Consider the following 19482-nt stretch of genomic DNA (forward strand, 5'->3'; position numbering starts at 1 on the left):
AAATGACTGCTCAAAAACAATCTAAAATTACAAACGAAATCCTTCAAGGCAATCTAATTAAATTGATGTTTAAGTTATCAATTCCTAGTATTCTGGGAACACTGATGGTTAGTTTAAACTCTTTTATCGATGCTTTGTTTGCAGGAAGATTTCTTAATGAAACAGCTTTGGCTGGCATCTTACTTGCACTACCATTTACAAGTATAGTAGAAGGATTTGCTGCCTTAATTGGAGTAGGTTCTGCTTCTGTTCTCAGTCGAGCTATTGGGTCTGGAGATATTAAAACTCAATCTAAAATATTTGGCAATCTCATAACTATGAGTGTTGTAATTTCATTTTTTATTACAATTATTGGCTATATATTTGGTGAAGAATTAATTGCATTTATGGGAGGAAGTGGTCAAGTAGCTTTAGAAGGAACGAAATATTTGAAGACTTATATATTAGGTTCTGTTTTCTTCATTGGAGGAACAGCTTGTGGTGAAATCATAAGTTCAGAGGGACAAATTAGATTAACCACAATATCTATGTCGATTTTTGTAATCATTAACATATTATTAAATTATATATTTCTTACTGTATTTCATTGGGGAACCTCAGGGATTGCCCTTGCCACAATTATTGCAATGGTTTTTTCTAGTATTGTGAACTTAGCTTATTTTATTTTTGGTAAAAGTTTTATATCAGTGAATCTCAAAAAATTAGCGATCGCAATAGATTTACTACCCGCAACATTGTCAGTGGGAATGTCATCACTATTTGCTCCAGTTATGATGTTGGCTCAAGGGTTTGTAGTTTTTAATTCAATTTCTTACTATGGAACAAACAATGACATTGCTTTTTTTGGTGCAACACAAAAAGTAACTTCATTAGTATTTATTCCTATTATCGGTTTTGCACAAGCATTACAACCAATAATTGGTATGAATTATGGTGCAAAAAATCATAGGAGGATAAAAAAAGCCTACTTAACTTTTGCAATTATTGGAACTATTTTATTACTATTAATTTGGCTACCTCTACAACTCTCTCCAAGGACATTTTTGGGTATAATTCTACCAAGTATTAATTTTACAGAAGATGATATCTTCAATTTTAGACTTCTCAGCATATTAGCACCAGTATGGCCTTTAGCATCCTTTAGTAACACTCTTTTTCAATCTATAGGTAAAGGTAAAACTATATTAGTAGTTCTTTTATTAAGAACTATAGGTTTATATGTACCAATGGTGTTATTTTACTCAAGGATATATGGATTAAAAGGTATATATTATGGAATGCTTTTTGCAGATGTCATATTTATGTTTATTGTATTTATTCTAACTGTTTTAGAATTTCAGTCTTTAAGTAAACTCAAAGTTGAATAATACAGATTATAAGTTATCTAAAAATAGTTTCATAGTTTTTAAAGTTTTTTATAATTCAAAAAAATTAAAATAGATATTGAATTAAGCTTATGCATTATCCTTCAAAAAGATTTATAAAGTTTCTGATAGTAGGGGGAATCAATACACTTTTTGGTTACTCGATATTTGTTATGTTAATTTTACTAAATTTTCGCTATGAACTTGCAGTATTAATATCAACTATGTGTGGAGTATTATTTAATTTCAAAACTACAGGAACTTTAGTTTTTAAAAACAAAAATAATAAATTAATTTTTAAGTTTATAGTAGTTTATATTATCATATACTTATTACAATTATTTTTGCTAAAACAATTATTAGCTTACAAAATCAATCTTTTTGTAGCAGAAGTTTTAATTTTACTTCCTCTTGCTTTAGTCTCATATACATTAAATAAAATATTTGTTTTTCCAAAATATAAACAGATAAAAATGTAAATTATCCAGATAGTGTCTGCAAAAATTAAAAATTACGGAGGACTTAACATTGGCTTATATTTCTGTTGTCATTCCTGTCTATAAAGCTGAAGATTCTTTACATGAGCTTTATCAAAGGTTAAAAGCCTCTCTTGAAATTATTTCTGAAGACTTTGAGATAATTTTAGTTGAGGATTGTGGAGGCGATCACTCCTGGGAAATCATACTAGAATTAGCTAATAAAGATCCACGAATTAAAGGGATTCAATTTAGTCGCAACTTTGGTGAGCAATATGGTATTACAGCTGGCTTAGATCACTGTAATGCAGAGTGGGTTGTAATTATGGACTGTGACTTGCAGGATCGTCCTGAAGAAATTCCTCGTTTATACGCTAAAGCACAAGAAGGCTACGATATAGTATTGGCTAGGAGAGGTAAGCGAAAAGACCACATTTTGAAGCGCCTTACTTCTTGGCTATTTTATAAAGTTTTCAATTATCTAGCAGATATTAATTACGATGGACAAATTAACAACTTTCGTATTGTTTCTAGGAAAGTTGTAGACAGTTTTCGTCTCTTGCGTGAACAACTAAGATTTTTTAGTCTTTTGGTACAGTGGATTGGTTTTCCCACTGCTAGTATTGACGTCCAACATGGTAGTCGTTTCGCCGGAAAAAGTACATACACCTTTAGTAAATTGTGGAAACTGGGAAGCGAAACTTTAGTTGCTTATTCTGATAAACCTCTGCGATTATCAATCAAGCTGGGTTTATTAATATCTTTCCTAGCTTTTATATATGGCACTTATACTTTTCTTGATGCCTTATTTTACGGAACAACTGTTACAGGTTGGACTAGCCTGATTGTTTCTTTGTATTTTCTCTGCGGAATTATTATTGCTTTTTTAGGAATCATTGGTCTTTACTTAGGTAAAACTTTTGATGAGACAAAAAGAAGACCACTCTATATCATTAGACAATATTCGGATAGTAAGGACAGCAGTGCATCAAGGTTATATTTAAGTAACCGTTCAGGGAGGTAACGAGACAATGAAAGTTACAGGCGATTTGAAAGAAAATCAGACTAGCATTCAGCAATATCAATTGATTGATTTGCCGAAGATTACTGATCCTCGTGGCAATTTGACTTTTATTGAAGCGAATAGACATATCCCTTTTGAGATAAAAAGAGGCTTAATGGTAGGTATTGGATGGCTCAACAAATATTCAATTGTTTTCTTTTGCTTTGGTTTGCTAGTTGGCTTATTAATTACTCCCAACCGACAGTTTTTACTTAATCGATGGATTTGGATAGCTGGCTTAATTGCATTCACAATTGCCTTACCAAATCTGATTTGGCAAACTACACATGGTTGGCCTTTTCTTGGGATACAAAAAGAATATAAAGCAGATTATCAGGTCGATTTTTGGATATCTACTATTAATTTCACACTACAACAGATATTCCAGATGCATACCCTGACCTTTCCAATTACATTAGCAGGATTTTCCTATTATTTCAGAGACACAGAAGGTAAATCATATCGTTTTATAGGATGGGTATGTATTATTGTTTTTGGACTATTGATAATTCTTGAAGCCAGAGAAATTTATTATTTAGCTCCTATCTATCCATTGCTTTGGGCATCTGGGGCAGTCAAAGTTGAGAAGTTGATTTACAATCGCAGGCGTTTAAAATCTATTATTTTAGCTGTTCTAATTACTGGTGGTATTATAACAATGCCTGCCTCACTTCCTGTGCTACCCTTAGAAACCTTCATCAGCTACTCACGCTTCTCACGCTATTTATTGCCGATTTGGGAATATCCCTTCATGCTAGAGCCAAAACAGGTGACGGCACCACACAGATGGACACTTGGTTGGCAGGAAGCTGTCGCGACAGTGGCTAAAGTTTACCATAGCCTTTTGCCAAGCGAGCAAGCAAAATGTGCCATTTTAGCTTGGGACTACAATTATGCTGGGGCAATTGATGTTTTAGGTGGAGCCTATGATTTGCCAAAATCAATCAGTGGCGATATAGGTTATTATTTCTGGGGACCAAGAAAATATTCTGGTGAGATTGTGATTAGTGTTGGAGGTGATTTAAATTACTTACAAAAGCTATTCAATCAAGTTAATCAGGTAGCTATGATAACCAATGAAAAAGTTGGAAAAAGTAGTAATACACCGATTTATCTGTGTAGACAAATCAAAATCCCTCTAGAGCAAAGCTGGTTAAATTTTAGAAATCATTGGTGAAGGAACTGTAATTTTTCAAACTTTTTTATTTTGAGTCTAAGCATAGAAAGACACATGAACTTATTCGCGAGTTATTATCCCGAATAAAAATACAGTTTGATGAATCCTTCAATAGCTTTGAGGCTATTTTGCGGGTGTTTTTTGTCTAAGTCCTATTAGTCCGAACTCGATCTAATTTGTCCCATATCTTCAGACCAGAGGCGCTGCATTTCTTCGCAGGTTGCTAGCAACTCCTCCAACTTACCACTCGCTTCAACTCGACCATCTTTGAGGACAATAATTTGATCGGCTTGATGTAAAGCGATTTGACGATGAGAGACAGCTAAACAGGTAAAATTTTCCGTTGCCAACAGACGCTGCCATAAAGTGCGTTCTGTTTCCACATCCAAAGCACTAGACAAATCATCAAAAACCAACAACTCAGACTGGCGGATAAACATCCGCGCCGCAGCCGCACGCTGAATCTGACCACCAGAAAGTTTTGTTCCCCTTGGCCCGACAACAGTATCTAAGCCATTTTCTAAATTGGCAACATCTTTTTCCATCACCGCCAAATGAATAGCACCTGCCAAATCCACTACATCCTCCGGCAGTCCCATCAAAATGTTATCGCGTACCGTTTCGCTAAAAAGTTGCGGAACTTGCGCAGTATAAGCACTACGGGGTGGGACAAAAAAAGCGGCTGGGTCTGCAACTTGCTGATTATTCCAGAAAATCTCTCCTGCTTGTTTGGGTAAAAGCCCCAAAAGCACGCGCAATAAAGTACTCTTACCCGAACCAATGCGCCCGGTAATTACCGTCAGAGTACCCCTTTGCAAAGTCAGATTCACCTGAGCAATACCGCACTCCGTACCGGGGTAGTGATAGCTCAAGTTCCTGAGTGCCAGCGTTTCCAAGCGGTGTTGCCCAGTTTTGGGAGTGTAAGGCAACTGGGGTAACTTACCCCGAAGATAAACTTTTTCGTGTTTGACTAAACTTAGAGGTGGCACGCCAGGAATGAGTTCGGCCAATCGGAGTAGGGAAACCTCGGTTTGGTAGTAACCTGTTAAAGACTCACTGAAAAATCCTGCGATCGCTGCAAACTCCCCCAAATATGAAACAAATAAAGCAAAATCACCGACTGTTAAAGTCGTTCCTGTTTTAGTTTGCATTATCACAGCCGCCGCCAGCAGCAAGATGGCTGTGCCAAGATTTGCTATATTTGTCAAAAACGAATACAGTACCTGTCCGAGTAACAAATCTTTGAGAGCGGCTTGGCGGCGAACTTCATTCACTTTCTCAAAGTATTCCACAACACGCTTCTCACTCCCAGCAACCTGAATTGCTTGTACTGCTGTGAAAATCTCGCCTAATAACCCCGTCACTCCCCCAATGGCTTCCTGATTTGCTTGTCGGTATTTGCGGATGCGCTTACTGGCTAAATTGATGGTTGCGATCGTCACTACTAAAGGCGCAAATACTATCAGTGCTAAGAACAGGTTAATGCGAGCTAGTACGATCAAACCGATGGTAATTGCTAGCCCCTGAGCAATTGGGTCGAAAGAAAAGGTCAAAAAATCAAGGATGGCTTGGATATCATCACGAAAACGGGAGATCGCTTCTCCAGATGAGCTTGGTAATGCTTGTGCGCCTGGTCGTTCCCAGATGCGAGCGAGTAAATGCTTGCGGAGCAGAGTTGCAACATGCATCCGAAACACGCCATCAGCTGTGACACCAATCAACATGAATGTTTGCTGTGCGATCGCACTCCCAACCAACAAAGCCAGCAATGTCCAAACGTTTAACCCTGCGGCTGTTTTGACTGTGATGGTATCGAAAATCTGGCGGATAATCAGTCCGGGTATCAAGAGAAAGAAATAAAATAGACCACTCGCTAACAACCCATTGGTTAAGTAAAATAAGGGTTTGTAGCGAATTAACTCCAGTAAGTACCGCCAAGTTGGGATAGAAGATGCAGTTTTTGTTCTCATGCTAAAGCTTCCTCTAACCCGATTTGCAGTAATTGGGCAAAGCGGGAGTCAGGGTTAGTAGCCAATTCCTCGCGCTGACCGCACTCTAGACAATGACCGTCTTCTAAAATCATGATTTGATCGGCTCGTTTTACTGTTGCTAAACGATGAGCAATAATGATGGCAGTTCTCCCAACGAGTAGGCGATCGATCGCTTTTTCTAACAACTGTTCTGTAACCAAGTCGAGGCGGGATGAGGCTTCGTCCAGAATTACCAAACCAGGGTTTTTGAGAAACACCCGCACAAATGCCAATAACTGCGCCTGTCCTGCTGATAGTCCGCTACCACCAGGAGCGAGTAGAGTGTCTAAACCGCTAGGGAGCGATTCATACCAGTCCCATAAGCCAACTTCCTGAATAACTGACTCTATGCGTTGATCGGGGATAGATGACTCAAACAAAGTGAGATTATCGCGGACACTGGCGTGGAAAAGTTGAATTTCTTGCGTTACCATACCGACGTGTTCCCGCAGTGTAGCCAATGGTATATCGAGTAAGTTGACCCCGCCTAAACGAATTGTTCCTTGTGTGGGGTCGTAAAGTCGCAGGAGAAGGCGGGTGATGGTAGTCTTGCCACTGCCTGTACGACCAAGTAGACCGAGAATGGTATCAGGCAACAAGGAAAATGAAACATTGCGCAATACCAAATCCGGTTGTGTTACGATGGCGTTTCGCCCGCCGTAGGCGATCGCATCTTTCTCAGGAGTAGGATAACGAAAGTCAACATTCTCGAAACTTACGCTCAATGCCTTATCTGGAAGAGTTGTTTGACCAATATCTGAAAGACGACTTTGGGTTGTGAGTAATTCTCGCACCCGGATTAAAGCAGCTTCAGCTTCTTGTAAATCTTGAACTTGGCGACCAAATTGTTGAATTGGTTGTTCCAATAACTCGATGTAGCGATAGATGAGATAAACTGTGCCGATCGCAAATGCGTTATTGAAAAAAAGCACGATGCTCATCCCCAAAATCACTGTTTTTCCCAGAGTAAAGAAAACACTCCAAGCGCTAAATACTCCAAGACCAAAGGTTTGTGATTTAACCAACTTGGGAAATAAATCTCGTGAGCGTTCGTAGAAACGGTGCATGACGTAGGCTGATGCACCACAGGAACGCACATCTTCTGTACCAGAGAGTCGCTCTGCCAAAAAACCAAATAAAGCTGCACTGGATTCACGTTCTGCTTGAAAATAAGGAATGACTATATTATTGAAATAGCTAAAAGTAAATAAGAGAATGACTACCATTGCGATCGCTGTTAGCCCTATTCGCCAGTCAATATGAAACAGGGCGATAAAAACACCCACAGCAAAGATACTGTTACCCACAAAGTCAATTGCGAACCGAGAAAAAAAGTCATTCAATTGGCTGACATCACCATCTATGCGTTCGATTAAAGCCCCTGGTGTTTGGTTATTGTGAAAGGACAGATCGAGTTGCAGGCAATACAGGGTCAGGTTTGCCCGCAGTCGGTTTGTGGCTCGTAAGCCAATATCTGCTGCTAAATAGGTTTCTAATAAAGAAATTAGCCCAGTCGCTAAGGCAATTCCTAAAAAAAGCAACGCTAATTGGATTAGTCGAGAAAATTTTGCCCCAGCGTAGGCGTAGCCCGTCGTAGACATCGCTGTATCAATAAACGTTGCTAAAATCTGAGGATTAAGCAACCGTAAGCCAATACCAATCAGCAAGAGAATTAGTAGCAAAAGTGACTTATGCCACAGGGGTTTGAGATACCTGAGTAAAATGAAAATATAGTAACTGCGAGAGCTTTGCATAGTCTTAAATTAATCATTCTTTTGGTTACATTTGCATCACTAAAATTTGCATTTTTTTTTACATTCCTCCTTGTTTTCATCAATAATAAATAGAATATCGGCATCAAGTTTGTCTATAACTTCAATGGTATATGAAGCCAACTCATTTAGATTGATGGAAATTGGTTTTAGGTGTACACCGATATAATTCAAAATTTGAAAGTAATTTTCATCTTTCGGTTTAATCCAAAAACTAGAACCATCAGATTCAATGACGGAGATATCTTTTACTTTTACTTGTAACGTGTTGCTCACATTTTGTCGTATTTTTTACACTCGTTTTTGATATTGGGCAAGAATTTCTTCTGCTTTTTCATCCTGACCTACTAATTGAGCAATAGATCGAAAGTTCTCTTTGAAAGAAGTTTTGCTCTCATCAAATTTTCTAAGCACAGTGGGCGCAATAGCTGATAGTTGCTCGTAATTTTTTTTGTCGTGAACATCGAGTGATAAAATCAAATCTGGTTTGAGCGTGAGAATTTTTTATAGAGAAGGACTCGCTGTAAGCAGGCTCCCAGCAGGAGCATTGCAACTGCACCCTGAAAGTGCGATGTCTGACGAGAAGCCGAGTCAGCGTCTACACACAGATCACCAGAGGCGATCGCTTACAACTCCAGCATATTTGTGGCTGTGTATTGTTATACTATTTTTCCAAATCAAGCAACAGAGCCAAACCCAGAAATCTAGATGAAATCTGAGTTTCGTAATTCCGAATTCGGAATTACGAATTGGTATTACATCATTAACCAGCCATAAAAACATGAGATAATTTCTCAATAAACTTGAGAATAAGCTTAATTAATTAAAATGGCGGAAGTTTATACAAATGCCCAATGGTCTGAAATCTACGAAGAAGGCTTAAAAACTGGAAAGATTACCTACCATTCTGATGAGATTGAAAGCATTGAAATTTTGCAGCATCCACTCATCAAAGGTCAAGTTAGTAACATTCCACTTTGTCTGGGACTGCGAGCAGACATTATTAATTTGGAGTTACCACAGACTCTTGGTTGGGATTTTGTGGATGGTGATACATACATAACTCTGGTTTTTCGTAGCGCAGGGGTATTCAAAGAGGAAATTGAAGATATTTGCGAACAACCTGGAGAAAGCTATTTATTCTATAGCTTAGGAGAAGTCAGAGAGATTGAGAAATCAATGGCGGGACAAGATGTCAATATCAGAGTCCGTTTGGAACCGCATCTGCTGAGATTATTGAGTATGGGTCAGGAAGCATATTTACCCTCCCTACTCAAACCATTCTTAGAAACAGACACACCACCTTCATTTCATCAATCACTTGGCAAAATGACTCCGGCAATGCAATTAGCGTTACATCAACTGCTTCACTGTCCGTTTCAGGGAATCATGCGACGTACTTATTTAGAAGCTAAGACACTGGAACTGATCACCTTACAATTTGCTCAACTGTTTAATGATAATACACCCTCCCACCAGCTAGTTAATTTGAAAAGAAATGATGTTGAGCGCATCTATCAAGCCAGAGATATTTTGCTTCGAGATATTACCAACCCACCCTCATTAATTGAATTAGCAAAACAAGTAGAGTTAAACGATCGCAAACTCAAGCAAGGGTTTCGTCAAATTTTCGGTACAACAGTTTTTGGATATCTGCATGATTATCGTTTAGAAAAAGCTTGTCAATTTCTCATGGAAGGACGAATGAATGTAGCTCAGGTGTCTTACGCTGTGGGGTTTGCCAATAGAGGTTACTTTGCTGCTGCATTCCGCAAAAAGTTTGGCATAAATCCCAGCGATTATCAAGCACAGTGGCGAAAATAGTCCGGCAAGCGATCGCTTTTGACCCTGTAGAGATCACCTGAAATCAGAAAATGCCCTATTCTACCTAAAAGTTATCGAAATTTACTTGCAACTGTTTTGGACATCTGCGATCGTGGTGTGTGGAGCAATGAATCAAAAAAAATCTTATATTCTTTTGGTAGTCGGTGTAATCTCAATTCTGACGATGCGACCTGCTCAAGCAGATTCAGATATTTCTCGCCTTCAGGATGTTATTCATCCTCAGAGAAGTGCTGCACTGCTGGCTCAAGACTCTAGTGTAACGGTAGTACAGGTGACGGGAGTGAAGGCCAATCCCACGAATCAAGGCGTGGAGATAATTTTACAGACTTCTCTTGGTCAACAGTTACAAGTTATAAATCGCAGTGCTGGTAATAGCTTTATCGCTGATGTTCCTAATGCTCAATTGCATTTACCGTCGGGTGAAGCCTTTACATTCCGCTCCACTAAACCAATTGCAGGTATTACTGAAATAACAGTCACTAACTTTGATGCCAATACAATTCGAGTGACAGTTATCGGTGAGGGAAGTGTACCAACAGTTGAATTATCTGACAGTCCAGACGAGGGTATAATCTTCTCAGTTGCAAGTGCTGCATCTACGCAAAATCCCACCCCGCCTGCACCAGGGTCACAACAAACCCAGCCAGAGCAACCAACAGCCCAGGATGATCAGCCGATTGAATTGGTAGTTACGGGTGAGCAGGACACAGGATATAATGCGTCAGACGCCTCAACTGCCACCAAAACAGATACGCCCCTGCGGGACATTCCCGGTTCAATTCAAGTAATTCCCCAAGAGGTGATCCGCGATCAGGGTGCAATCAGCGTCCGAGAAGCAGTGCGTAATGTCAGCGGTGTCACCTATGCCAGCTCATCTGGCAATCGTGGAGAGGGTTTTACTGTTCGGGGCTTTTCAGCCGAACCCTTCCTAAATGGATTTCGTGGTGAAGGCTTCTCACGAACCCAAGAGGAAAGTGCAAACATCGATCACATCGAAATCTTGAAGGGGCCTGCATCCATTCTCTATGGACGAGTAGACCCATCGGGAATCATCAATCGGGTTACTAAGAAACCGCTATTTGATCCTTTCTACGAATTGAATTTTACAGCCGGTAGTTATAGTTTCTACCGTCCAACCTTAGACTTTGCTGGTCCACTCAACGACGAGAAAACATTAGCATATCGCTTGAACATTGCCTACGAGGACGCAGGGAGTTTTCGCGATCGCGTTCAAACTGAGCGATTCCTCTTTGCGCCATCCTTTACCTATCGGCTAAGTGAAAATACGACCTTAAACTTAGATGTATCCTATCTGCGGGACGCACGACCAATTGATCGGGGACTGGTGGTACTGAGTGACAATAAAGTTCCCAATATTCCACTGGGTCGCGATCTGGGCGACCCGACCAGGCAGGAAAAATTCACTCAAACCCTAGCAGCCCTCTACCTCGACCATCGTTTTAATCCTAATCTCTCGCTCCGGTCTTTGTTTCGCTATACCGCAAGTACCGAAAGTGGTCCCGGTGCCACTCTACAAATCTTCGGTGATACAGAAGATGATCGCACCTTTGAACTGGGCAATTCTATTGGCGATCAATACTATGAAACCTACTCCTGGCAAAATGACCTGACTGCCAAAGTCAAAACGGGATCAATTCAACATACGGTATTGCTGGGCTTAGAACTCACACGACAGAAGAGCTTCTTTTCTGCCAGAGATCGCTCGGCAGGATTCATTGATGTTTTTAACCCTAACTACAACTTTACTTTTGGTGAGTTTGATCCCTTGAGAACTGGTAATGATGTCACTGAGACTTTTGGTATCTACCTGCAAGATCAAATTACCTTGCTGAATAACCTCAAACTGCTGGTCGGTGGAAGATTTGATACCTATCACTTTGAATCCACTACCAACGATGTTGCAAATCCGCCCGATAACGCAGATGCATTTACCCCGCGTGTAGGTATTGTTTATCAACCGATTCAGGAAGTGTCACTTTACACCAGCTACAGCCAGTCTTTTACCCCTAACAGTGGTAGAAGTATCAGCAATCAACCCTTTGACCCCCAAAAAGGCACAGGCTATGAAGTTGGAGTCAAAACAGAGTTGCTTAATAGTCGGTTATCTTCAACACTAGCATACTATAATACAACGCTGAAAAATGTCCTCATCGACGATCTAGATAATCCTGGCTATTCGCTTCAAGTCGGTGAACAGCGCAGCCGAGGCATCGAGTTTGATATTGCAGGTGAAATTCTTCCAGGCTGGAAGCTGATCGCATCTTACGCTAACACCGATGCAAAAGTTACCGAAGACAACATATTGCAGGTCGGCAATCGACTCAATAATGTGCCGCGTAATAGTGGCAGCCTATGGACAACGTACACCCTGCAAACAGGCAGTTTGAAAGGATTAGGATTTGGGTTTGGGGCATTTTTTGTCGGTGAGCGAGCAGGAGATTTAGCTAATTCCTTTGTGGTTCCCGGTTATACTCGCTTGGATGCAGCGCTGTACTACCAAAAAGACAATTTCCGAATTGGACTCAATTTCAAGAACCTTTCGGATATTCGTTATTTTGAGGGGTCACAAGGTCGAACTCAAGTTATTCCAGGTGCACCCTTTATCGTGCAAGGTACGATTTCATATTCGTTTTAATTGGTACAGCAGGAGTATTTACTATGACATCTAAAACGGTACGTAAAGTTATCTTTGGTTTACACCGCTACATCGGGTTAGCGGTGGGACTGATTGCGATCATTGTTGGTTTAACTGGTAGCTTGCTATTATCGCTGGATTCGGCTTCGTGAAGGCATTCTCATCGAAATTCTTGAAACCTATTTGCCGCAGTCAATCAAGTGGATTACTCATCCTCATCAAAACAGTTTAGAATTTGGATTTATTTTAGCTGGATCAGGACAAGATTATGCTGGACAACCAACAAAGTCAGGAGAAGACTATATTTTTGGTGGTGTATATCCACAATCGAATCACAACCTTAATGGAGCAGGTAATCTTAGGTGGGTGAGTTTGATAATTAAGCCAGAAACTCTGAGGACGTTGATCGAAAGTTATGGGGAACAACTACCGCCAGATTTAGAAAAAGCGATCGCAGGTGTACCAGAATATTTTAATCTACGTCCCAGTCTAATTACCCCAGCCAAACAAGTCGCGCTCCAGCAAATTCTTCATTGTCCTTATCAGGGACTAACACGCAAAATGTATCTGGAGAGCAAAGTGCTAGAATTGGTTTCCTTCAAGCTAGCAGATCGAGTAGCAGCGCCAACAGAAAAACTGCTACGGCTTCAACAAATTGATCGCATCCATCACGCCAGAGACATTTTAATAAGGAATATCGGTAATCCACCTTCATTAATCGATCTGGCTCGACAAGTGGGTATTAATGAATACACTCTCAAACGCGGGTTTCGTCAAATTTTTGGGACTACAGTGTTTGGTTACTTACACGACTATCGCATGGAACAAGCCAGGCCGTAGTGCAGAGGGACAAAGGAGTTGATGATGCGATCGCCTAATGATACCTTCAAAGAACTATCTACTCGCAAAACCTTACCACTGTATTGATCGAGATAAGCAGTGCTTTCACTGTTGTCTACATCTTCTTAGGTCAGCTTAAAGCTAACCGTTAAGACTTCTTCTGTGTTTACTTGGAAAGTAAATTGTCCTAAGCAATGCATCCGGTAAAGCAGCTTGAGCAGTTTTTAATTGTTTATCATAGTGAAACACAAGATTTCCTCAAGTCCTCAACGACAGTAACAGATAGTGATGCGTTTTCACCCCGTGTGGGAATTGTTTACCAACCGACGAAAGAGATTTCACTGTTTGCCAACTATAGTCGCTCGTTTGTTCCTGTTGGTGGTAACGATAAGAACGGCAATACTTTTGTGCCTGAAAGGGGAACTGGCTAAGAAGTTGGCATCAAAGGAGACTTTTTAAATAATCGTCTTTCCTCTACTTTAGCCTTCTATACAGTTACTAAAACCAATGTCACAACTCCCGATCCCATCGGTACCTTTTCAATTCAAGTCGGCGAACAACACGCTCGTGGCATTGAGTTCGACATTGCTGGAGAAATCTTACCTGGTTGGAAAGTGATTGGTTCCTACGCTTATACAGATGCACAAATCACTGAAGACAATACATATCCAGTCGGAAATACTCTGTCTCCGACACCGCGACATAGTGGTTCATTGTGGACAACCTATACCTTTCAAAGGGGTTCTTTAGAAGAGTTTGGTTTTGGTGGAGGCATTTTTGCAGCAAGCGAGGCTTATGGAAATTTGGATAACTCTTACACTGTACTTGGTTTTGTACGGACTGATGCGGCACTTTTCTACAAAAAGGATCGCTTGAGAGCATCTGTTAACTTCAAGAATTTATTTAGTGTCAGATATTTCGAGAGCACTTTTTTGGGTACAGCCTATCCGGCTGCACCGTTTACAGTTCAAGGAACGATTTCTTGGGAGTTTTGACCAAGAAGAGGGGTTACAAGTGTGGGGTGTAGGGGAAATGCCCAATTCCCCTCTGGCAAGGCTTGAATATTTTAATGTAACATTTTTCTTGAAAATAATTGTCATTTTTGGTAAGGTGTGATGAGGAATCAGTTGCAATAAGTGGTGTTGACGCTATATTACTCACTAGGTAAATTATCCGGGTCAAAGCTGAGCGATCGCATTGGTGATAGATATAATTCTTTTGATATTCAACTACATTTACTATCTCACTGCTAACTGACAAAAATGATTGCCCCACACTCCACCTTTATGAGAAAATATTGCAAGTATTGCAATCGCTCGCTCTGCAAAAATGACCATCACCATTTCGCACAATCACTTCTGGTATGTCTATTTTGACGTAAGCCTCTACGGCTGAATTCTACTGTGGCAAGGCTTGAATATTTTAACGTACCTGCTATGAACTCTAAAAAACTACGCGACCTAGTATTTACCCTACACTGCTACATTGGTTTAGCAGTGGGACTGATTGCAATTATCGTCGGCTTGACTGGTAGTCTATTGGTCTTCCACTCAGAAATTAGCACCTTCGATCAGCAGCGTCGAATTGGCACCATTACTCCTCAAGGTGAACAACTGCCAGTTGAGGTTGTCCTGAACACTGTGAAAAAGACATATGCCGATCAACCAGATGCAACAGTGCAGAGGATTTATCTGCCCTCCAAGCCAAATGAGCCGATGAATGTTATCCTGAAAACCAAGGAAAATGACTGGACAGAAAACTATGTTAACCCTTACACAGGAGCAATTCTCGGTAATAATTTAAACCAAACTTTTGTAAATAAGTTTTTTGAAATTATCTACCCACTTCACTATGCTCTTTTAGGCGGTGACATTGGCTATAAGTTTGTAGGCATTATTGGTTTACTGATGTCCTTCATGAGCATTACAGGTATTATCCTTTGGCCAGGTTGGCGCAGGTTGATTTCTGGCTTCAAAATTAAGTGGAAGGCTCATCCCAAACGGGTTAACTTTGATGTTCACAAAGTTGCTGGCGTTGTCGCAGCAGTATTTCTGATATTTGCATTCTTTACAGGATTTTGCTGGAGCTTTGGTGAGTTCATCAACCCGATGATCTATGCTGTCACTTTTTCCAAACAGCAACCGACTCCGGTATCTGTTCCCATTACTGGTAAGTCTGCGCTAGGACTAAAAGAACAATTAAAAACTGCTCAAGCTGCTTTACCGGATGCAGCGCTTAGGATAATTTACTTTCCAAGTAAACCAGAAGAAGTCTTAAGAGTTAGCTTTAAGCTGACCCAAGAAGATGTAGACTCTGGTGAAAGCACTGCTTATCTTGATCAATACAGTGGTAAGGTTTTACGAGTAGATAGTTCTTTGCAGGTGTCATTGGGCGATCGCATCCTCAATTCTTTTACTCCCCTACACTATGGTACATTCTGGGGATTGCCATCTCGGATTTTCTATATCTTTGTCGGACTTGCACCATTAATTTTATTCATTAGTGGCTTTGTAATGTGGCGGTATCGTTATCAAGCTAAAACGACTGTAGGCGATGCCTATGGTAACCCGAAACGCGATCGCCAAATAGAATTATCATAGTCAGATCGTAATTAACTCATCAAATAAGGCAAAAGTAAAAAGTTAAAAGGCAAAAGAAAGAATGAAAGAATAGACCTCTTGCATGAATTAGATGATGTCTACTAAACAAGTGAATTTTCTATAACTTTTTGCGTCTACTCTGCAAGAACAATTACGTCGAATGCGTGAGGCTTAAGGCTTAAAATTCTTGTTCTCCAACCTTCGTGCAAGAAGTCTAATGATGATTTTGTAAGTTTTTCACCTATTTCTAACGGGTGGTTTATTTACGCCATGTTGTACTAGTACAGGTAGGCATAAATAAACAGACCATTTTAAATCACTGAAAAGCCTATTATGATAAGCTTTTTGACTTTTGACTTTTGACTTCCGCCTTGCGGTACTAGTATCTTGAGTTGTGCTGTTGTCAAGAGTTAAGGATAAATTGCGGGAAGATTATTTAAATTAATTAGCATTAATTTTTTACCATCTACCAGTCGCTAACTATGACAATTATCCTAACGCCAGAACAGGAAAGAGAACTTTGGGCACAAGCTGAACAAGACAGTCAATAAAACTCACTCTTTCCATTTGAATCCTATTGTCAAATACCCAAGCAACTGGGCAAAGGATATACACGAAGCATAGAAGTGCATCCCCAAGTGCGACTGGGGATTGGTAACTGTGAATACTAGGATGAGATACTGGAATCAGGCTGTGAATGTGTTCACTCTTTGGAATTTGCTGTTTGCCTTTGTGGAACAATTATAGATGAATACGGAGGGCAATTAGAAGAAGGATACACACTCATTTCAGGTGGCGGCATTCAACGAAATATGACTTTTTTGGCTTCTCAAGCGCAGGTGGGTATTGGCTTCAGTATGCCTGTTGAGTTGTTGGCAATAAAAATCTATAAACTGACGACCACAATGAACACATATGTGCCCACAGTTTACTCCCTTTTTTTCCGTTCTTGCGAATATGAGTTGATGCACACCTTGGGCACTGCATAGCGAACGCTCTAATTCATACTTCAATTATGCAACGCCAAAATTTTAAATGGATATTGTGCCCAATAAACTTTTTGCAGAGGGAACATGGGATGAAAAAGTTATTTCAGTATTGTTGCTGGATGTAGCAATTTTCATTTTTACCGTCAATAGTCCAGCTTTAGCAGCAGCATATTTATTATCTACATCGACCACAGAAATCCCAGAAGATCAATTGTTCAAGCTAAGGATTGAAAACATGATTGGTTGAGACATTTTTGGCAGATAGCCTCTTCTATGGGAGAGCCTCATCAGCAATTGCATCTGCCAGTTGATGGTTTAGCCGTCGTAGAGGCTGATATAGATAGCCAAATGCGATCGCTATCATAGTCAAGATTCCGACGACAATAAACAACAAAGCAATACCAAATTTTCTACGTCAACCAGTGGTGTGAAATCTCGGTTCTGTTCCTTCTTCTCAATTTCTCTCATCAAAATAACAACTTCCCGCAATGCTGGATGTTGACTCAGTACCGCTTCAATCTCTCCTAGCTCAATCCTGAACCCCCGCAATTTAACTTGATGGTCAAGTCGTCCCAAATATTCAATGTTGCCATCGCTCAGGTAGCGTGCCAAATCCCCAGTTTTGTAAAGGCGATCGCTCTCTTTTGACTTTTTACACTTAAGAACTGTGATTTGAAAATTACTTACAAACAACCACCAAAACGGGCTGTTACCATGATGCAATCGGCGACGGAGGTGATGTTAGCGCTGGGTTTAGAAAAGCAGATTGTTGGTACAGCTTATCTCGATAATCCGATTTTGCCACAGTATCAACAGGCATATTCCCAAATTCGCGTATTAGCGCCAAAGTACCCGTCACGGGAAGTTTTTTTGGGAGTTGAGCCGGATTTTGTCTTCTCCACTGAGGAAAGCGCTTTTGCCAAAGAAGCACTTGGGTCACAGTCAGAGTTGCTAAAACTAGGTATTTCTTCTTATTTGTTGCCCATTGAATGCGATCGCACCGAACTTAGACCTGAGCGCGTGATGATGGAGAATTTATATCAAGAAATCCGAGAAATAGGGCGAATTTTTGGAGTAGAACAACGAGCAGAAAAATTAATTGTGCAACTGCGATCGCAGTTACAAGAAATACAGCAAAAGCTAGGGAAAGTAACAACCAAAAAACGCATTTTTTGGTATGATTCTGAAGATCCTCCCCTAACTGTTTCTAACTGGGGAATGCCCAATCATATTATTGAACTGGCAGGTGGCGAAAATATATTTAAAGATATTGAAAAAAAAGAAGCTTGGGTGAAGGTTAACTGGGAAGATGTAATTGCACGTCAACCAGATGTGATTGTTCTCATTGATGCTAACTGGTCATCTGCCGAAGAGAAGCGTCGATTACTTAAATCTAACCCTGCTTACTCACAACTAACAGCAGTGCAATAGGATAAATTCATTGTCCTGGGTTTTAGTTACACGATGCCAAGAATTAGGAATGTCGCCGGGGTGAAACAATTAGCAGAGGCTTTGTATCCTGAGAGGTTTAAGTGAGCAAAGAGATAAGGGAGATAAGGGAGAAATAATCAATGACTAATGACTAATGACTAATCTATATCCTATTTGGTATTTTCTCATTTTTTGGTGTATATGCGCTGTCTGTTGGGGCTTTCCTCGGTGCGCTGTTAGCATTCACACGACGAGTATTGTTTTGGTTATTGGGAGGACTTTCGGGAACAACGTGGACAGACTTAATTCTGCCGATGCTGGCTTTGTTCTTGGGAATCGGGTATTTGTTACTCCAGACGCGATCGCTAAACGCACTCCTAGTTGGTGAAGAAACAGCTCGGACTCTGGGAACTGACACCGATCGCTTCCGCAAGCAGTTATTCCTAGTAACCTCACTGCTGACAGGTGTAATAGTTGCTGTCAGTGGTGTCATTGGCTTCGTTGGGCTAATGATTCCTCATAGCGTTCGTTTCCTCGTCGGCTCAGACCATCGCCGGGTGTTACCTGTGAGTCTGCTGTTGGGGGGGAATTTTCTTAATTTGGGCAGATGTCCTAGCACGTACTATTGTTGCTCCAGAGGAATTGCCCATTGGTATTATTAAGGCACTTTTCGGCGCTCCTTTTTTCATTTGGTTAATGCAAGGTAAAGGGGGTGGGAAATGAAATTTGATTCTCGATGAGCCGACTAATCACCTTGACATTCGCTATCAGTTAGAACTTTTGCAACTGGTGAAGGGGTTGGGCGTGACTACTATTGCGGCGTTGCACGATTTGAATTTGGCTGCTAGTTATTGCGATCGCATTTATGTTGTCCATCAAGGAACAATCAAAGCAGTAGGAACACCCCAAAATTTACTACAACCTGCTTTAATCCGTGAGGTTTTCGGTGTGGGTTCAACAGTAAAAACCGACCCAAGTAATGGTAAATTACACATCAGTTTCTTCTTATACCAATTCTCTATGAAGATGCACTAAATTAATAGAGGTAGAAGCAGGGGTGCATAGATATGGGAAATCAGTTTCGAGTAGAAGTGTATGAGAGCAGCGAAGAACTGCAACACCGATTGCGCCATACAGTAACAGCAACAACTAAAGAAAGGCTACAGATGCTCTACTGGATTAAGCCCGGATTTCTCACAAGCAGTAAAAAATCAATTTACATAACTTGATGTGAGACAT

General features: G+C 40.5%; 22 protein-coding genes and 1 pseudogene. 18 read left to right on the forward strand and 5 right to left on the reverse strand.

Going from position 1 to position 19482, the window contains the following annotated elements:
- Positions 1 to 2 precede the first annotated feature (2 nt).
- From ACFE93_RS19145 to ACFE93_RS19160, 4 genes are all read left to right on the forward strand, one after another.
- Entirely contained in the window at positions 3 to 1367 is a 1365-nt protein-coding gene (locus tag ACFE93_RS19145; protein ID WP_375475199.1) for an MATE family efflux transporter, read from the forward strand.
- Between the two features lie 89 nt (positions 1368 to 1456).
- Entirely contained in the window at positions 1457 to 1843 is a 387-nt protein-coding gene (locus ACFE93_RS19150; protein WP_375475201.1) for a GtrA family protein, read from the forward strand.
- A 49-nt stretch (positions 1844 to 1892) separates the two neighbouring features.
- Positions 1893 to 2864: a glycosyltransferase family 2 protein gene (locus ACFE93_RS19155; protein WP_375475203.1), complete on the forward strand. Its 972-nt coding sequence runs from the start codon at positions 1893 to 1895 to the stop codon at positions 2862 to 2864.
- A gap of 7 nt (positions 2865 to 2871) precedes the next feature.
- Positions 2872 to 4080 carry a glycosyltransferase family 39 protein gene (locus ACFE93_RS19160; RefSeq protein ID WP_375475205.1) on the forward strand — a complete coding sequence of 403 codons (1209 nt, stop codon included), beginning with the start codon at positions 2872 to 2874 and terminating at the stop codon, positions 4078 to 4080.
- Positions 4081 to 4235: 155 nt separating this feature from the next.
- Here ACFE93_RS19160 and ACFE93_RS19165 read toward each other — a convergent pair whose 3' ends face one another.
- The 4 genes from ACFE93_RS19165 to ACFE93_RS19180 are packed head-to-tail and all read right to left on the reverse strand — an operon-like array spanning position 4236 to position 8362.
- The gene (locus tag ACFE93_RS19165; RefSeq protein WP_375475207.1) at positions 4236 to 6050 is read right to left on the reverse strand and encodes an ABC transporter ATP-binding protein; all 1815 of its coding nucleotides are present in this window, start codon (positions 6048 to 6050) and stop codon (positions 4236 to 4238) included.
- Complete coding sequence (locus ACFE93_RS19170) at positions 6047 to 7864, reverse strand: ABC transporter ATP-binding protein (protein WP_375475209.1); 1818 nt, start codon at positions 7862 to 7864, stop codon at positions 6047 to 6049. Before ACFE93_RS19170 ends, ACFE93_RS19165 begins: the two co-directional genes overlap by 4 nt.
- A 39-nt stretch (positions 7865 to 7903) precedes the next feature.
- A complete protein-coding gene (locus tag ACFE93_RS19175) occupies positions 7904 to 8158 on the reverse strand; it encodes a hypothetical protein (protein ID WP_375475211.1) in 255 nt (84 codons plus the stop codon).
- A gap of 15 nt (positions 8159 to 8173) precedes the next feature.
- Positions 8174 to 8362, reverse strand: a complete 189-nt coding sequence (locus ACFE93_RS19180) for an ABC transporter substrate-binding protein (protein ID WP_375475213.1) — start codon at positions 8360 to 8362, stop codon at positions 8174 to 8176.
- Positions 8363 to 8375: 13 nt separating this feature from the next.
- Between ACFE93_RS19180 and ACFE93_RS19185 the strand changes: the two genes are divergently transcribed.
- The 9 genes and pseudogenes from ACFE93_RS19185 to ACFE93_RS19225 all read left to right on the forward strand — a co-directional run bounded on the left by ACFE93_RS19185 (position 8376) and on the right by ACFE93_RS19225 (position 17059).
- The gene (locus tag ACFE93_RS19185) at positions 8376 to 8594 is read left to right on the forward strand and encodes a hypothetical protein (protein WP_375475215.1); all 219 of its coding nucleotides are present in this window, start codon (positions 8376 to 8378) and stop codon (positions 8592 to 8594) included.
- 116 nt (positions 8595 to 8710) lie between these two features.
- On the forward strand, positions 8711 to 9706 hold the full coding sequence (locus ACFE93_RS19190) for a helix-turn-helix transcriptional regulator (protein WP_375475217.1): 996 nt from the start codon (positions 8711 to 8713) through the stop codon (positions 9704 to 9706).
- 85 nt (positions 9707 to 9791) lie between these two features.
- Complete coding sequence (locus ACFE93_RS19195; RefSeq protein ID WP_375475219.1) at positions 9792 to 12383, forward strand: TonB-dependent siderophore receptor; 2592 nt, start codon at positions 9792 to 9794, stop codon at positions 12381 to 12383.
- A 23-nt stretch (positions 12384 to 12406) separates the two neighbouring features.
- A complete protein-coding gene (locus ACFE93_RS19200) occupies positions 12407 to 12535 on the forward strand; it encodes a hypothetical protein (protein ID WP_375475221.1) in 129 nt (42 codons plus the stop codon).
- Positions 12536 to 12566: 31 nt separating this feature from the next.
- Entirely contained in the window at positions 12567 to 13223 is a 657-nt protein-coding gene (locus tag ACFE93_RS19205; protein WP_375475223.1) for a hypothetical protein, read from the forward strand.
- 194 nt (positions 13224 to 13417) lie between these two features.
- A pseudogene (locus ACFE93_RS19210) lies at positions 13418 to 14218 on the forward strand (TonB-dependent siderophore receptor).
- Positions 14219 to 14659: 441 nt separating this feature from the next.
- Entirely contained in the window at positions 14660 to 15823 is a 1164-nt protein-coding gene (locus ACFE93_RS19215; RefSeq protein ID WP_375475225.1) for a PepSY-associated TM helix domain-containing protein, read from the forward strand.
- A gap of 710 nt (positions 15824 to 16533) precedes the next feature.
- Complete coding sequence (locus ACFE93_RS19220; RefSeq protein ID WP_375475227.1) at positions 16534 to 16812, forward strand: hypothetical protein; 279 nt, start codon at positions 16534 to 16536, stop codon at positions 16810 to 16812.
- A gap of 46 nt (positions 16813 to 16858) precedes the next feature.
- Entirely contained in the window at positions 16859 to 17059 is a 201-nt protein-coding gene (locus ACFE93_RS19225; protein WP_375475229.1) for a hypothetical protein, read from the forward strand.
- Positions 17060 to 17178: 119 nt separating this feature from the next.
- Here ACFE93_RS19225 and ACFE93_RS19230 read toward each other — a convergent pair whose 3' ends face one another.
- Positions 17179 to 17424 (reverse strand): hypothetical protein, encoded by a 246-nt coding sequence (locus tag ACFE93_RS19230; RefSeq protein ID WP_375475241.1) that lies wholly within the window; start codon positions 17422 to 17424, stop codon positions 17179 to 17181.
- 60 nt (positions 17425 to 17484) lie between these two features.
- Here ACFE93_RS19230 and ACFE93_RS19235 point away from each other — a divergent pair, with 60 nt between their 5' ends.
- The 5 genes from ACFE93_RS19235 (at position 17485) to ACFE93_RS19255 (ending at position 19472) form a co-directional block, all read left to right on the forward strand.
- A complete protein-coding gene (locus tag ACFE93_RS19235) occupies positions 17485 to 18243 on the forward strand; it encodes an ABC transporter substrate-binding protein (RefSeq protein WP_375475231.1) in 759 nt (252 codons plus the stop codon).
- Between the two features lie 206 nt (positions 18244 to 18449).
- On the forward strand, positions 18450 to 18905 hold the full coding sequence (locus ACFE93_RS19240; RefSeq protein ID WP_375475237.1) for a FecCD family ABC transporter permease: 456 nt from the start codon (positions 18450 to 18452) through the stop codon (positions 18903 to 18905).
- On the forward strand, positions 18868 to 18966 hold the full coding sequence (locus ACFE93_RS19245; protein WP_375475239.1) for a hypothetical protein: 99 nt from the start codon (positions 18868 to 18870) through the stop codon (positions 18964 to 18966). The genes ACFE93_RS19240 and ACFE93_RS19245 overlap by 38 nt, the downstream gene beginning before the upstream one ends.
- A gap of 3 nt (positions 18967 to 18969) precedes the next feature.
- Complete coding sequence (locus ACFE93_RS19250; RefSeq protein ID WP_375475233.1) at positions 18970 to 19278, forward strand: hypothetical protein; 309 nt, start codon at positions 18970 to 18972, stop codon at positions 19276 to 19278.
- Positions 19279 to 19310: 32 nt separating this feature from the next.
- The gene (locus ACFE93_RS19255) at positions 19311 to 19472 is read left to right on the forward strand and encodes a hypothetical protein (RefSeq protein WP_375475235.1); all 162 of its coding nucleotides are present in this window, start codon (positions 19311 to 19313) and stop codon (positions 19470 to 19472) included.
- Positions 19473 to 19482 lie beyond the last annotated feature (10 nt).

Source organism: uncultured Nostoc sp. (assembly GCF_964247315.1).
Taxonomy (GTDB): Bacteria; Cyanobacteriota; Cyanobacteriia; order Cyanobacteriales; family Nostocaceae; genus Nostoc.

What these genes read in the sequence shown, in the direction of transcription:
- ACFE93_RS19225 (WP_375475229.1), top strand. Translation starts at nt 16,859, where the DNA reads ATGGATATTGTGCCCAATAAACTTTTTGCAGAGGGAACATGGGATGAA.
- ACFE93_RS19160 (WP_375475205.1), top strand. Translation starts at nt 2,872, where the DNA reads ATGAAAGTTACAGGCGATTTGAAAGAAAATCAGACTAGCATTCAGCAA.
- ACFE93_RS19215 (WP_375475225.1), top strand. Translation starts at nt 14,660, where the DNA reads ATGAACTCTAAAAAACTACGCGACCTAGTATTTACCCTACACTGCTAC.
- ACFE93_RS19150 (WP_375475201.1), top strand. Translation starts at nt 1,457, where the DNA reads ATGCATTATCCTTCAAAAAGATTTATAAAGTTTCTGATAGTAGGGGGA.
- ACFE93_RS19255 (WP_375475235.1), top strand. Translation starts at nt 19,311, where the DNA reads ATGGGAAATCAGTTTCGAGTAGAAGTGTATGAGAGCAGCGAAGAACTG.
- ACFE93_RS19200 (WP_375475221.1), top strand. Translation starts at nt 12,407, where the DNA reads ATGACATCTAAAACGGTACGTAAAGTTATCTTTGGTTTACACCGCTAC.
- ACFE93_RS19145 (WP_375475199.1), top strand. Translation starts at nt 3, where the DNA reads ATGACTGCTCAAAAACAATCTAAAATTACAAACGAAATCCTTCAAGGC.
- ACFE93_RS19165 (WP_375475207.1), bottom strand. Translation starts at nt 6,050, where the DNA reads ATGAGAACAAAAACTGCATCTTCTATCCCAACTTGGCGGTACTTACTG.
- ACFE93_RS19190 (WP_375475217.1), top strand. Translation starts at nt 8,711, where the DNA reads ATGGCGGAAGTTTATACAAATGCCCAATGGTCTGAAATCTACGAAGAA.
- ACFE93_RS19170 (WP_375475209.1), bottom strand. Translation starts at nt 7,864, where the DNA reads ATGCAAAGCTCTCGCAGTTACTATATTTTCATTTTACTCAGGTATCTC.